The organism is Bradyrhizobium sp. MI1.7 (assembly GCF_055811795.1).
The window spans coordinates 103,445-116,374 of record NZ_JBVVPO010000014.1 but is presented as its reverse complement, the minus strand read 5'-3'; the positions used below and the strand labels follow the sequence as shown (position 1 = coordinate 116,374).

Here is a 12,930-nt window from a genome sequence, read left to right as displayed (position 1 = left end):
CAGCCTGGCAAGCTGGCAACGCGAAGCCTTGTCCGACATGATGCTGTATTGAACCGAGCACGCCGAGCGACCCGGCTCGCTCGATCAGCGCGAGCGCTTGGGCAATTTCGGAAGCTTCTCGGGATTGAACGCCGATGCCTGCTCGGTTCGCTCACGCGCGGGCGGCTGCTGTTCCGTGAGAATGAGCGTACCCTGGAGGATCATTCCCGGCATCTGCGCTGCCTTCGCCGTGTAGGTCGCGACCTTGCCGGGGCAGTTTCCCTCGATGTCCAGCGTGAGCTCGTCGTCGATGCCGAAGACCGTTGCACGTCCGTCGGTGTGACGCTTCGTCGACACGGTGGCGGTGAAGCGATCGCCGTCGACCTTGCAGGAGCCGTGATAGGTCATCAGGCTGTCGCAGCCCCAGATTTGTCCGTCTGCGACATGGACGATCCCGGTACCCTGGTCCAGTGGCGTCTTGTACCACGCCGCGTAGGTGCCGTCCTTCAGCATGGGAGCAGTCTCCCTTGACATTCCCTCGCGAATAATCCGCATGATTAGCGCTAAGAAACGGTTAATCGCGCGGCCCGTGCGAATCCGGTCTGTCCCTTCGCAACTCGGCTTCCAGTTCCTCGATGATGCTGTGAAGCAGGCACGCGGCAAGCGGATCGGTGACTTCGCGCTCCAGAAGCCTGTAACGCGCGATCTGGAATTCCCGCTCTCGCAACTGGTGCTCTGTCATCGGACGGGCCCTCCGGCAAACCTACCCGGAAACAGCCAAGTCGTTTCGTTACAATTTTCAGATCATTCGCTATGGTTTCTGATCGGTAAAGGAACGCGGCGCCAAGCAGGTCGGTGTACGGGGTTTGCAATGTCGATCGTTCAAAGCTATCGCGCCTTCGCCTACAATAATGCCTGGGCGAACCACCGGTTGCTCCGCGCGTGCGCCGAGCTGAGCCAAGGCGAATTTGAGGTCGAGCGGACGGGCTTCTTCCCGAGCCTACAGCGGACGTTGAACCACATTTACGTCGTCGACCTCTTTTACGTCGATGCACTCGAGGACGGATGGCTTGGGCCGAAGGCCTGGGAGGATCCGATCCCATTTCCAGCTCTTGCAGGGCTCTCGGAAGCTCAAGCATCGATGGACCGGCGCTTCATCGGCGTCTGCGATGCTCTGACACCCGCCTCGTTGAACGAAGACGTGCGGATCAATCGAGATCCTGGTGTCCAGATAGAGCGACGCGACCGGCTGCTGATGCATCTCATTCAGCATCAAATTCACCACCGTGGGCAGGTGCATACGATGTTATCGGGAACACGCGTCAAGCCGCCGCAGCTCGACGAGTTCTTTTCAGCTGCCGAAGCGCCGTTGAGGGCATCCGAGTTTGCCGATCTGGGCTGGACGGAGGAAACGGTTTGGGGGCCGCCCAACTCCTAGGTCGCCTATGGCTTATCAGCCCTCTCCCACAAGAAGGGGGAGAGGGCAAAACCTGCGCCGGTGCCCGACGCTAGTGGCTCAACGGAGCCACACTCAGAACGTCATCCGCATGCCCGCATAGAACGCACGGGGCCTTGCCGGGCTCAGCGATCGCGGGTCGTTAAATTCCGCACCGCCATTGGTGAAGTTGGGCAAGGCTTCCCTGTCGAAGAAGGTGCCAAGGGTCGAGTAGCGGTTGTCGAAGATGTTGGCGACGCGACCGTAAATCTGCAGGTTCTTGGTGATCTGGTAGGAGGTGTGGAGATTGAACACCGCGTAGGACGGCAGCTGCGGAAACTGGTTGGACTCGTCGCCGACGAAATACTGGCTCGAGACAAAGAGCGCGTCACCCCCGACCTTCCAGACATCGGTAACCGCATATTCGATGCTTGCCTTAATAAGGTGGCTAGGGAGGCGCGGAATGTGATTGCCCGGCAAGACCTGGATGTTGCCGGCGTCGGCGAACGGGCTCTCTGATCCAAGCGTCAGCGCGTCGAGGAAGCGCGCGTCCAGGAACGCATAGCTCGCCTGGAACTGAAGCACATTCGACTTCAGGCTCACCTCGGCTTCGATACCCTGCCTGCGCGTCCGGCCGACGTTCTGGAAGAAGCCGAAGCCAGTCAGGCCCGGAATTGGGGTCGCGAGGATGTCGTCGTAGTTGGTGGCACGGTAGGCACCGATTTTCCAGCCGAGCGAGCCGATGTTCAATTCCTTGGTACCGCGGAAGCCCGCTTCGAACGTCTTGGATACGACTTGCTGAAGTGGGGGGTCAGCGATCAGAAACTGCCCGATGATGCACGGCCTCGCCGGATCGGCGCAGCCGAGCTCGAGTGGCGTGGGCACCCGGTTGGCTTCGGAATAGCCGGCATAGGCAGTCACTTCAGAGGTGATCTTGTAGGTGCCGCCGATGATCGGATTGAACCGATCATAGGTATGATCGCCATTGAGTGCGGTGCCGAGCTGGTCCATCAGCGTGACACGGGCCGCGTTGAATCGCCCGCCTGCCGTCACCGCAAAGCGATCGTCCACGTTGAACGTGTCGAGCGCATAGAGCCCGTGATATTGGTTGACGGTGCGAAGCGACACGGGACCAACCGATGTCGGATCACCGGAGGGACCTAGGAATATGCCGCTGCCCGTGACGACATAGTTCGTGCCTATGGTTCCTAATTCAGCGCTGCCGGTGAAGCGCGTGCTGCTGACATCATAGCTCGCGCCAACTACGAAGCGGTTCTCATGACCGAACAGCTGGTCGGTGTTGGTTGCCTGACCGGATACGCCAAATGTGGTCGATTTCGTGCTGGTGCGATCGATCTCGCTGAGGATGGCGTCTGGCGCAAAGGTATTGGCGAGCTGAACGCCATTCAGGCCAAAAGCCGGGACCGTATCATTGCCAAAGCACAGGAGCGTTGGATCGGCACATGCCTGGGCGTCGGTCGGGTTTCCGTCCACGGTGCTCTGTTTGAAGCTCCGCACATGCGCCGTGCCCTCAAAGGTCCAGGTCGGCGTCGCCTCCACCTTGCCGGTCAGGTTGAGATAGCCGACCTTGTTGGAGATGGTTTGCGGCGTTGTGTAGGTCGCCCCCCAATATTGCTGGAGCAATTCGGCCGGAACAGTGCTGGGTCCTGCCAGGGAATTGTTGGCGACGCCGCCATTGAGGTGAAACTCGTTGCCTTCGAAGCGATACCCGACATCGCCATAGAACCGCCGGACATCCGATTGCGAGAAATTGCGGAAACCATTGTCGTGAACGCCTTCGAGCGCTCCGTAGACCGACCAATTGTTGTCGACCTGCTTGCCCCATTGTGCAGAGCCCTGGATGCGGCCGAATGAGCCGCCCATGATGTCGATTTCGGCACCTTGATAGTTAAAGCCGTTCTTCATCTGCAGATCGATGGCGCCGCCGAGCGCGTTAAGGCCGTATGCCGGATTGTTAGTTACGACCAGCGCCGATCGGATCGCGGCCGTCGGGATCAGATCCCAATTAACAGTGTCGGAAAACGCCTCGTTGATGCGCACGCCGTTCTGGTAGACGGCGAGGCCCTGCGGCGTGCCGGCCAGAGGTGAAGCGACGAAGCCGCGAAACTGCACATCGGGCTGGAATGGATTGCCGGTCACTTCATTGATGCTGAGACCAGGCACGTACTGCTGCAGGGCAACGGCGATATCTGGCGAGGCGGTACGCCTGATCTGGCTGGCATCAACCGCATTGATCGCGGACGGCACCTTGTCGACATCGAGACCTCGGCCGGTGCCCGGTGAGGTCGGGTAGACGTAAAGGCGTGTCTTCGGAGCGGCGGACGCCGGCGCCCCTACCCGTGCGACCGGCCGCGTTGGCGCACTGCGCCTCACGGCCGACGGCGGTGGTGCCGCGATCTCGACCGCCGGCAGATTCTGGACGTTGGTTTCCTCATCCTGCGCGGCTGCGGCGGGGCCTGCAAGGACCAAGCCCGACACCAGCCCCGTCGACACCGAGGCTATCAACAAACGACGCTTGAACCAAAGAGGCTTGCCCATCCCTGCCTTCCCATCCGTGACCACCGGCTGTTTTGATTTTCGCCGTTTGGTTGAGATGAGTGTATTCGGCGGCAGTGAGTCCGCCAGCCACAAAAGGTCTGGCACTATCCGCACCCGTTTTCCCGACCAAATCGGGAATTTTTCCCGATGCAATCAGGACGCCGCCGTCGGAACCAGCGCCTCCACGGTCAAGCCGCCGTCGCCGGAGACGACGTTGAGCGTGCCGCCCAGCGCCAGAATGCGCTCGCGCATGCCGACGAGGCCGAAGCCGAGCTTCTGGCCCGGCTCCATGCCGCGGCCGTTGTCGCTGACCCGCACGCGCGCATAGCCGCGGCCGCCGGCCTGCTCGACGGGCTCGATCACGACATTGACCGACGTCGCGCCGGCGTGGCGGAACACGTTGGTGAGCGCCTCCTGCACGATGCGGTAGATGGTGAGGTCGGCCGTCTCGCCGGTGACCCCGAGCGTGGCGGAGATCACGGTTTCGATCGCGACGTCGGGATGCGACTCCCGCCACAGCCGCGAGAGCGATTCCAGCGCCTGGCGCAGGCCGAGCTCGGCAAGGCCGACGGGCCGGAGCCGCTCCAGCACCCGGCGGGTGAACTGCTGGAGCTGGTTGATCTGTTCCAGCAAGGCGCTGCCGTGCTTTCGGACCGAGTCGGCATTCGGCGCGCGCCCGTCCGCGAGCTTCGCCAGCGCGCTCGCATGCGCGCGCAGCGAGAACAGATACGGCCCGAATTCGTCGTGCAGCTCGCGCGCGATCTCCTTGCGCTCGACATCCTGGAGCGACACCGCGCGCTCGGCCAGGAGCCGCTTTTCCTCCACCGCCTCGCCGAGCGCCGCCGCGAGATGATTGAGCTTGCCGCAGATCGCGGCCAGCTCGGGCGCACCGCCCGGCGTGGCGCGCGCGTCATAATGCCCGCCCTCGATCGCGGTCATCGTCTGCGCCAGCGACTGCAGCGGCGCGAGCGCGCGGCCGACCACCGTCATCATCACCAGGAACAACGCGAGCGCGATCACCGAGCCGACCTCGAGCTGAGTCACGATGGCGTCCCAGATCTCTGCGATCTCGTCATCGGGATGTGCGGTGATCACCAGCGAGCCCGGCTTGCCATGGACCGAGACCGGCACGCTCACCGTGGTCTGCTCGGGATGAACCAGGCCGACGAACCAGGCCGGCGGTCCGCGCGCGTCGTCGTCGGCAGGCCGGGGCGGCGTCAGCGGGTTACCGCCGGCGTCCTGAAGCGCGATGCTGACATGGCGCAGGCGGCTCAGATCGCGTGCGATCTGGTTCAGCCTGGCATCCGGATCGGGCGCCTCGTTCAGATCCGCAACGATCATCTCGATGAATTCGCGCGCAAGCCGGATCACGCTCTGGTCCTCGGCCTGCACGCGCGGCCCGGCTTCCGCCACCTGGCGGCCGATATTGACGGCGAGCCCCAGCGCCAGCAGCAGCGCCAGCAGAAGGTTGATGCGCGCGCGCAACGATAGATTTTGCCACATTGGTGCTGCCCGTGCCTCGCGAAGGTTGGCCCGCGCCTGTCCGATGACGTTGACAGAGGCGAAGCGCCCGATATCTAATCGAAAGCGTACAGCAATCCCGGCCGGGTTGCATGAGGCGACATGAGACGCGCGCAGCGTTCTTGTTCGGATCATGCGGCGGAAAAGCAGGCCGAGGCTGTCACGGGGAACGCCTATGCGCATTCTGATCGTCGACGATCATCCCATTGTCGCCTCCGGCTGCCGTGCCGTGCTGGCCGACGAGGGCGAGATCGAGATTTTGGAGGCCGCCGACGCCGAGGACGGCGAATGCGTCTTCATTGTCGAGCGCCCCGACCTCTGCATCATCGACATCAACCTGCCGACCGTCTCCGGCTTCGAGCTCGCGCGCCGCATCCTCGAACGTGCGCCCGAGGCCCGCATCATCATGTTCAGCATGAACGACGACCCTGCATTCGCCGCGCGCGCGATCGAGTGCGGGGCCAAGGGCTACGTCTCCAAGACCGGCGACCCCGACGACCTCGTCGAGGCGATCCGCGCCGTCGGGGGCGGCGGCACCTATCTGCCCACCGCGATCGCGCGCAGCATCGCGTTTGCAGGACCGACGCTGGCGCAAAGCCCGCTGTCGAAGCTGAACGCACGCGAGATGGAAATCCTGCGGCTGCTCAGCGCCGGAAAGAGCCTGTCCGAGATCGCGTGGCTGGTGCAGTCGTCCTACAAGACTGTCGCCAACACCTCCTCGATCATGCGACAGAAGCTCGGCGTGAAGACCTCGGTCGAGCTGGTGCGGCTGGCGATCGACAGCGGCGTCGCCTGACAAACACCGCCACGAATTCAGTCACACAAGCGTTGCAATCTTGATGTGGTTAGATGCCACGGAGCATAACGGCATGACGATCCAGACTGTCTCGACCAACACATCCTATGGCGGCGTGCAGGGCGTGTACCGCCATGCCAGCCAGGCGACCGGAACCGACATGGTGTTCTCGGTCTATGTTCCCCCACATTCCGCCGGCGCAAAGCTTCCCGTGGTCTGGTATCTCTCCGGCCTCACCTGCACGCATGCCAACGTCACCGAGAAGGGCGAATTCCGCAAAGCCTGCGCCGAGCTCGGCCTGATCTTCGTCGCGCCGGACACCAGCCCGCGCGGGCCCGACGTGCCGGGCGACGCCAACAATGCCTATGATTTCGGCCTCGGCGCCGGCTTCTATGTCGACGCGACGCAGGAGCCGTTTGCGCGCAACTATCGCATGTGGAGCTATGTCACCGACGAGCTGCCCAAGCTCGTGGCGGAGAATTTTCCGGTCGACGCCAAGCGGCAATCGGTGATGGGCCATTCGATGGGCGGCCACGGCGCACTGACGGTCGCGCTGCGCAATCCGCACCGCTATCGCGCCGCCAGCGCATTCGCGCCGATCGTGGCGCCCTCGCTCGTGCCCTGGGGCATCAAGGCGCTGACCGGCTATCTCGGACCGAACAAGGAGACCTGGCGCAACCACGACACCGTTGCGCTGATCGAGGACGGCGCGAAATATTCCGGCTTCCTCGTCGACGTCGGCGAGGCCGACAATTTCCTGAAAGAACAGCTCAAGCCTGAGCTGCTGCAGGCCGCCTGCACCAAGGCGGGCATCCCGCTGACGCTGCGGCGGCAGGCGGGATATGACCACAGCTATTATTTCATCTCGACCTTCATGGGCGATCATCTGCACTGGCATGCGGAAAGATTGAAGGGGTGATGACTTCTTCCTTCTCCCCTTGTGAGAGAATGAGGCTCTATCTAACCTGTTGATCGGGCACGGGAAACCAAAAGTAGTGTCCCAACAGTGTCCCCATCGCAGGGTTCCCCCGCGAGGGGTTCGCAGGGACGGGCGATAGTGCGTTCAAGGGGCGGGATCATCGCATGCACGACCGGGCAGAACGCCCACCAGCGACGTTCCCACGAGCGCTCAGATGTGTCTACGGGCGAATGCGACGACGGGACAGACGCGCACCACGAGCGTCCCCTGCGGTCTCTCGACATCCTGTCACCTGCCGTCGCGATCATTGGATGCGGTCGGCGACGATGCCGAGCATAACAACTACGGCTGCGAGCAGCCACATCACCGCTCTGATGTCCTGCCGCGTATGTCGGATGTAGTCGTCGGTGCTGCCAGTGTCCTTGCGCTGCTCTCTGTTCGCGAGGAAGGCCACTACGACTATCATGCCAATGCCGATCAGCGTGAACATGGTGCGCGCGCTCCCCCAATTGTCGGTCACACTAGAGAGTTCATTGCGGGCGATGAGCAATAGACGGATGCGATTATCCCCCGCCTTCGCCCGTTCGGCGCTGCGACCCGGTTAGTATGAAGCGGGCAACGCTGTTGTTGCCCGCCCCAATCGCTTACTTGAAAACGCCATTCGGCCAAATAGAGCCAACGAGGACGGCTAAGGCGATGAACAACTCGGATAGAGCATGCATCGCGGCGGGTTCGAGCGCGAACATCGCGTTCCCCCTTCAGCAATGGATGATTGTTTTGCGATGCATGTTGGACGAGACATGCCCAGTGCGCTGCGAGACACCGATTGCGACCAAAGCACGCAAGCTCCCGAACGATAGCGCCCAAACTCCTAAAACTTCGCTAAATCCGAGCTGGCGGCGGGCTGTAGAGCCTTCCTGCGGCCCTCGACGCTGGCGCGCCCGCCCGTCCGGTTACAGCTTCGTACACTTGCCGATCATGATGTACGGGGTGTTGCCGGGAAAGTCGCCCCTAGTATATCCGATGCCGTGAAATTGCTGAAAACGAAGCGTGTCAAAATTGAAAGTAAAATTGTATACCAGTCCGCCGCAGATCATTTCCGGGTCAGCCAATGTTCCTCCCGGAAGGGCCAATGCCTTGCGTTGACAGTAATGAACAATTTTTTCTGACCCAGTTTGCTTTACTATGTAGTCGTTCTGCGTCTCGCCCTGCGAAATCACAAACTTCTCATTGGCGAGAAAGCCTGCCCGTTCCCAAGTCGATCCGGTTAACTTGAAGCCCGTCGATTGTTCGCCGACGCACACGTAGGTTTCGGCTGCACTTGCAGGCGCCGTCATCACGCTGACTATCAGCGCGGCAAAGAGCAATCGTATCATCTGAGTTCGCCCCCGCGCATCGCCCGGCCCGTTACTGGATCGAAGCCGAATTTCCGATGGCCACCATGAAGCGTATCGCGGTTGAATGCGGCGGCATAGGTCTGACCGCTGAAGGATGGCGGTCCCTCCACAAGGGGGGCGCAACGCTCAGACACGCCCCAGAGACTGTCTTAAGAGAGGTCGGGGCTGGGGTCCTCTGAGAGAGGGAAAAGGATGGGGGGACCGCGCAACGGCCCCCTTTCAAGATATTTGCCCCGGCGGTTTTCCGGGTTGCGTTGCGAAGGCAATCTTGCCGAGGTCAAGGGCGCGAAGATGCGCGGCGAACTGGTCGAGGCCGCCGCCGTCGAGGCGGAATGGTCAGGCCATCCTGCGAACGGTTCGGGCCGGAATGCGCCTACGCACTGCCTCACGAACCTAGAAATATCGCCAAGGACAGGCACGCGCAATCTGTGCGTTAGGAACTTTATTCAATCTTATGATCCTTCTAATATTTGCACTGCCGCAGACAGGACAGAAGTACCAATACTCACTTGCGATTACCCTCGGACCTGGACTTGGATTGTAACCGCACATCGTTCGATGACATTGAAAACCGTCACAAGCATCATAACCCATGAATGCAATTTCAGGGGCGGGATAACCTGAACAATACACTTTCGTTCCAGTCCAGCATTTGCCACCGTCGTCCCCTTTTGTATCACTCTTCACGTATGTCATTCCCAGATCAGTGCAGTCTGCTGGCGACGCAAAGCAAACTGGTGCTGTCCCGATCCACATCCCTGGCTCCGCAAATGCATCTCTGCTTAGCAAGATAGCGGTTACTGCGAAGACTATCCTGAATAGGATCATAGAAGCCTCCCTATCTGTGACAGATGTGGAGGGGGGCTCCAGGATACCCTGACCCACCGTAGAAGATATTTGAGCAACCGGAGACGCCTGTAAAGACGTTCACCAGACCGCTACCGCGGAAGAGCACGACGGCTCGGCGCCCGCGAGTAGAGAAGCGGCTCCGCGACCCGGCGACAGATTGGCGCGGGCTCTCTGCCAACCTTTAGCTGCGCACGGCGGCGCGGAAGCCGACGAAGCTCAACGCGCCCGCCACAATGACGGCAATCCAGCTCGGCCAGAACGGTATATCGACGCCATTCAACGTGACGGACCAACCCATCACAATCCGGATCAACTGCAGAAGCGCGATGAGGGCAAAGATGGCTGCGGCAAGTGTGCAGAAGGTTCTTATGGTCATTGCCCATCTCCGATGGCACACGAGGACCTGCTCGTCCCGTACACCCAAAATGGGGAGGGGCCCGGCGCGGTGGCCACTCGCCTTTAGGAGTACACGACCTAGATCACCCCCATTGCCGCGCTGCTTGATGGCCCACAGCCGGTAGGCTTCGTCCTCTTAGGGTCAGCGGCCGTCGGCGGCGGGATCAGCTTCGCCAGCCGCCCTCAGAAGATGGGCAATGTCGCTGTCCGAAATCGTGAAGCGAGCCAGATCAATCGCGACGAGCGGCGGCTCTCGGAGCCGACGCCGGAGCCAAGCCCGCAACTCTAGCCTGTCGAGCCGAAGCGCCGCCGCCAGGAACGCCTGGAAAAACCTCTCGCGCTGCGCTGCGTCGAGCCGCGCCCAGCCCAGCATTGTCGCCTCGGTCAGATCAGTGCGCCGCATCTCGCGTGAACCTCCAAAGCGAAATTCAGCATACGAAACCCGAAAAACGGAAACTGCAAATATACCGAAGTGGTGCGTTTAGCCCTGGCCCCCGAGGGACCCGAAAATCGAATAGGGTGACCCCTGGTGCGCGTCTGAGCGCTGTGCGCTTGCCGCGCCCGTGCCGGGTGTGCCCGCCGCCTCAGTTGTGCCCGCCACGTCAACCACCGCAATCTGTAACGGCTTGCCTGTCCATCGCTGCCCGGCGGGCAGCAAATCGCGCGAGAACAACCGCTATGTCGGCACCATCATGCCGATGCCGCGCGTTCGTTGCTTGCCATGCGCCGCGTCGCCGCCTGTGCGCTGGCGCGGCCTGCCCGGTGTCCTGTAGCCCAGCGCGCTGCGGCGCTTAGGACGTTCCAGCGGCCTCGCCTGACGCCTGTCCGTCGCCTGCCGTTCGCCTGGTGAATGATGCGATGACGTGATGGCGTCCGCTATCGGCGACGAAAAAGCCGCCACCGGGACAAAGCGGTGAACGGCTTCTTTCGCGCTCGTGACCCACGAAACAAACCTTTAGCGCCGCACCCCGACGCGATTGACGCCACCATTTAAGTTGCCACCGGCGTTATGCCGAACCGCAGCGCGCGCCACCGGACGAGGCCTCAGCACGACGCCTGCCCGGGCAACGCAGCCCGCCGGGTATGCCGTGTACTGGCAATATATGACCGCATTGGCGGGCTCTGAATTGAGAGTGAGACCTGTAAGGCCCAACAGGGCGCTAGCAGCAATCCCGGCAACAGTCGCTGCCTTAATCGAAAAATGCTTCCTCGAATGCATGGCGGACCTCCCTGTTCGCTTTGCGTCACCGAAAGGTGGCAGAAGCCGCCTCAGGTGCGGGAACATAGCGTAGGCGCCGCAGTGCGCGGGTTCGATTGATTTACATCAACCTCCTGCGCGGAGAGAGCCGCAATCTCGCGAGCGGGGCTTAAGGAAGGATGTCTGTCATGCTCCGCTATATTCTCGCTCCTCTTGCCGCTTTCGTTTTGCTCATCGCCTGCTTGATCCCCGATGATGCCGAGGCTCGGCGCGGCGGAGGTGCCTATCGGGGTGGCGGCGGTTACCGCGGCGGTGCGGTCGCAGTTCGAGGACCGCGGGGCGGCGGCGCTGTTGCAGTGCGCGGCGCAGGCTACCGGGGCTACGGCTATCGGGGCGGCTATCGGGGCTACGGTGTCGGAGCGGCAGCGGTAGGCGCGGCTGCCGTTGGCGCTGCTGCGTACCGCCGCAGTTGCTACGATGCGTACGGAAACTATATTTGCGCCTATTAATACGTGGCGACGCGTGATAGCGCGGCTTGGCCCTCTACGGGTCCTTCTGAGGGCGCGGGTTTATGCGGGGACCGCGCGACCGTGATTGTCGAGAATATCTGCTGCTAGAAAATCCGTGGTTGCAGTTGCAGGACCGGCCGGACATGACAGCTACGGACAGTACATTTGTCCGGAGCAAACTTACTGGTATTGATGCAGCCGAAGTTCAGGACGGCGGTTCGCAGCCGCCGTTCTCCCTATGCTTCGGCCAAGCATGCAGCTCGTCAACGGCCGTAGTGAATTTGTAAGATGGCCAAGACGCCCACTGCGCGGCGGCTTCTGCAATTTCAGACTGGGAACTGATTTGCAGTTTCTGCAGCAGGCGTTTCCGCTGTTCGCCAACTTGTTCTGGTCTTCCGCCGATCTGAACCGCAATGGCACGATCAGAGTAGCCTCGGGCTAGACGCCGCAAGATGCGCTTCTCACGCGGGCTCAAAATAGGAACGCTACCGTTGATCACTTTGACCTCTGCAATAGCACGGGACCGAGCATATCCCAGTGGGCCACCGGCAGTCACTGAAATTCCGGTGGCCGGTCGAACCCGCTCCCAATTTCCCCTGTTTGGTAGAGACCCGAACCGACTAGCATACCAGTGCAGGCCGCCCCTCCGAAATTGACGCAGATCAATTGCAACGTGCAGACCTCCCGCTTTAGTGGGCGATCAAAGTGCCAGCATGGACGAATGGTGATTGTGCCCCAGCGAAGTTGAAGCACGGGGGTCGTCATGAACGTACGAGAATTAATTGAGACGTTGAAGGCACTCCCAAATCATGATGCGATGGTGGTCATTGGCGAAGGCCAAATGCCCGAGGTTTGGCTTATTGTTTCAGGTGTGGTGGAGCGTCGCATTCATGTAAGTGAGACCACACTCGATTGTGTGGGGCCGGGCAACGATATCGCTATCGAAATTGTCTGATCGCGCCGACCGGACGACCGGCGTACGGGCTGCATGAGCGCGCCTTGGCCGTCGGCCCGCCTCACTGCGGCAAATCCTCGCAGAGCTTGATCAGGATCATGACCGTCGAGCCGACTGCAACCACCACGGCGCAGACAAACGGCAACTCCAGGCCGACAAGGACCGCTCGAACACGGAGCGATCTTTTCAATTGCGCGAAGCGCAAGCCTGCCACACCCATCGGACATCTCCGTTTGGCCCCCAGCAGCAGCGGTCTATACTCAGCGCGCGAAATGAGGCCCGGCTATTGCCGCTTCGGCTGTTCCCTACATCAAGGTGAACAAACCGTAGCGAAGCCGTGGCTCGGTTCATTTTTGAACTTAGGTGATCCACACCTCGCGCATTTCGCGCATGCGACCCGAACGATGTCGAACAGGC

Annotated in this window: 15 protein-coding genes; 4 read left to right on the top strand and 11 right to left on the bottom strand. The window is 61.5% G+C overall.

Annotated features, from left to right (window positions below; genetic code table 11):
• Positions 1-84: 84 nt before the first annotated feature.
• Together AC0L3X_RS15915 and AC0L3X_RS15910 are read right to left on the bottom strand one after the other, a co-directional pair.
• Positions 85-492, bottom strand: a complete 408-nt coding sequence (locus AC0L3X_RS15915; protein ID WP_439035383.1) for a hypothetical protein — start codon at positions 490-492, stop codon at positions 85-87.
• A 61-nt stretch (positions 493-553) separates the two neighbouring features.
• A complete protein-coding gene (locus tag AC0L3X_RS15910) occupies positions 554-721 on the bottom strand; it encodes a hypothetical protein (protein WP_166343176.1) in 168 nt (55 codons plus the stop codon).
• A gap of 129 nt (positions 722-850) precedes the next feature.
• Between AC0L3X_RS15910 and AC0L3X_RS15905 the strand changes: the two genes are divergently transcribed.
• Positions 851-1,417 (top strand): DinB family protein, encoded by a 567-nt coding sequence (locus tag AC0L3X_RS15905; protein WP_063982004.1) that lies wholly within the window; start codon positions 851-853, stop codon positions 1,415-1,417.
• A gap of 93 nt (positions 1,418-1,510) precedes the next feature.
• Here AC0L3X_RS15905 and AC0L3X_RS15900 read toward each other — a convergent pair whose 3' ends face one another.
• Together AC0L3X_RS15900 and AC0L3X_RS15895 are read right to left on the bottom strand one after the other, a co-directional pair.
• Positions 1,511-3,973 carry a TonB-dependent receptor gene (locus tag AC0L3X_RS15900; protein WP_231142730.1) on the bottom strand — a complete coding sequence of 821 codons (2,463 nt, stop codon included), beginning with the start codon at positions 3,971-3,973 and terminating at the stop codon, positions 1,511-1,513.
• Between the two features lie 153 nt (positions 3,974-4,126).
• Positions 4,127-5,476: a histidine kinase gene (locus AC0L3X_RS15895; protein WP_063982002.1), complete on the bottom strand. Its 1,350-nt coding sequence runs from the start codon at positions 5,474-5,476 to the stop codon at positions 4,127-4,129.
• 193 nt (positions 5,477-5,669) lie between these two features.
• On the opposite strand from AC0L3X_RS15895, the gene AC0L3X_RS15890 reads away from it, so the two are divergent.
• A complete protein-coding gene (locus tag AC0L3X_RS15890) occupies positions 5,670-6,290 on the top strand; it encodes a response regulator (RefSeq protein WP_014493646.1) in 621 nt (206 codons plus the stop codon).
• Between the two features lie 73 nt (positions 6,291-6,363).
• Positions 6,364-7,209: an S-formylglutathione hydrolase gene (fghA, locus tag AC0L3X_RS15885; RefSeq protein WP_063982001.1), complete on the top strand. Its 846-nt coding sequence runs from the start codon at positions 6,364-6,366 to the stop codon at positions 7,207-7,209.
• A 304-nt stretch (positions 7,210-7,513) separates the two neighbouring features.
• Here fghA and AC0L3X_RS15880 read toward each other — a convergent pair whose 3' ends face one another.
• The 6 genes from AC0L3X_RS15880 to AC0L3X_RS15855 form a co-directional block, all read right to left on the bottom strand.
• On the bottom strand, positions 7,514-7,699 hold the full coding sequence (locus AC0L3X_RS15880; protein ID WP_283017817.1) for a hypothetical protein: 186 nt from the start codon (positions 7,697-7,699) through the stop codon (positions 7,514-7,516).
• 463 nt (positions 7,700-8,162) lie between these two features.
• Positions 8,163-8,585, bottom strand: a complete 423-nt coding sequence (locus AC0L3X_RS15875; RefSeq protein ID WP_283017816.1) for a hypothetical protein — start codon at positions 8,583-8,585, stop codon at positions 8,163-8,165.
• 1,051 nt (positions 8,586-9,636) lie between these two features.
• Positions 9,637-9,831: a hypothetical protein gene (locus AC0L3X_RS15870; protein ID WP_283017815.1), complete on the bottom strand. Its 195-nt coding sequence runs from the start codon at positions 9,829-9,831 to the stop codon at positions 9,637-9,639.
• A gap of 162 nt (positions 9,832-9,993) precedes the next feature.
• On the bottom strand, positions 9,994-10,254 hold the full coding sequence (locus tag AC0L3X_RS15865) for a hypothetical protein (RefSeq protein ID WP_354102332.1): 261 nt from the start codon (positions 10,252-10,254) through the stop codon (positions 9,994-9,996).
• 552 nt (positions 10,255-10,806) lie between these two features.
• Positions 10,807-11,070, bottom strand: coding sequence for a hypothetical protein (locus AC0L3X_RS15860; RefSeq protein WP_283017813.1), 264 nt, complete (start codon positions 11,068-11,070; stop codon positions 10,807-10,809).
• Positions 11,071-11,763: 693 nt separating this feature from the next.
• Positions 11,764-12,057, bottom strand: coding sequence for a response regulator transcription factor (locus AC0L3X_RS15855; RefSeq protein ID WP_071910705.1), 294 nt, complete (start codon positions 12,055-12,057; stop codon positions 11,764-11,766).
• A 264-nt stretch (positions 12,058-12,321) separates the two neighbouring features.
• Between AC0L3X_RS15855 and AC0L3X_RS15850 the strand changes: the two genes are divergently transcribed.
• Positions 12,322-12,513, top strand: coding sequence for a hypothetical protein (locus AC0L3X_RS15850; RefSeq protein ID WP_283017812.1), 192 nt, complete (start codon positions 12,322-12,324; stop codon positions 12,511-12,513).
• Positions 12,514-12,574: 61 nt separating this feature from the next.
• Here the strand turns inward: AC0L3X_RS15850 and AC0L3X_RS15845 are convergent, their stop codons facing one another.
• A complete protein-coding gene (locus AC0L3X_RS15845; protein WP_283017811.1) occupies positions 12,575-12,733 on the bottom strand; it encodes a hypothetical protein in 159 nt (52 codons plus the stop codon).
• Positions 12,734-12,930 lie beyond the last annotated feature (197 nt).

Excerpts from the sequence above, each read along its gene's own strand:
- AC0L3X_RS15915 (WP_439035383.1), bottom strand. The coding sequence starts at position 492 with ATGCTGAAGGACGGCACCTACGCGGCGTGGTACAAGACGCCACTGGAC.
- AC0L3X_RS15910 (WP_166343176.1), bottom strand. The coding sequence starts at position 721 with ATGACAGAGCACCAGTTGCGAGAGCGGGAATTCCAGATCGCGCGTTAC.
- AC0L3X_RS15905 (WP_063982004.1), top strand. The coding sequence starts at position 851 with ATGTCGATCGTTCAAAGCTATCGCGCCTTCGCCTACAATAATGCCTGG.
- AC0L3X_RS15900 (WP_231142730.1), bottom strand. The coding sequence starts at position 3,973 with ATGGGCAAGCCTCTTTGGTTCAAGCGTCGTTTGTTGATAGCCTCGGTG.
- AC0L3X_RS15895 (WP_063982002.1), bottom strand. The coding sequence starts at position 5,476 with ATGTGGCAAAATCTATCGTTGCGCGCGCGCATCAACCTTCTGCTGGCG.
- AC0L3X_RS15890 (WP_014493646.1), top strand. The coding sequence starts at position 5,670 with ATGCGCATTCTGATCGTCGACGATCATCCCATTGTCGCCTCCGGCTGC.
- fghA (WP_063982001.1), top strand. The coding sequence starts at position 6,364 with ATGACGATCCAGACTGTCTCGACCAACACATCCTATGGCGGCGTGCAG.
- AC0L3X_RS15880 (WP_283017817.1), bottom strand. The coding sequence starts at position 7,699 with ATGTTCACGCTGATCGGCATTGGCATGATAGTCGTAGTGGCCTTCCTC.
- AC0L3X_RS15875 (WP_283017816.1), bottom strand. The coding sequence starts at position 8,585 with ATGATACGATTGCTCTTTGCCGCGCTGATAGTCAGCGTGATGACGGCG.
- AC0L3X_RS15870 (WP_283017815.1), bottom strand. The coding sequence starts at position 9,831 with ATGACCATAAGAACCTTCTGCACACTTGCCGCAGCCATCTTTGCCCTC.
- AC0L3X_RS15865 (WP_354102332.1), bottom strand. The coding sequence starts at position 10,254 with ATGCGGCGCACTGATCTGACCGAGGCGACAATGCTGGGCTGGGCGCGG.
- AC0L3X_RS15860 (WP_283017813.1), bottom strand. The coding sequence starts at position 11,070 with ATGCATTCGAGGAAGCATTTTTCGATTAAGGCAGCGACTGTTGCCGGG.
- AC0L3X_RS15850 (WP_283017812.1), top strand. The coding sequence starts at position 12,322 with ATGAACGTACGAGAATTAATTGAGACGTTGAAGGCACTCCCAAATCAT.
- AC0L3X_RS15845 (WP_283017811.1), bottom strand. The coding sequence starts at position 12,733 with ATGGGTGTGGCAGGCTTGCGCTTCGCGCAATTGAAAAGATCGCTCCGT.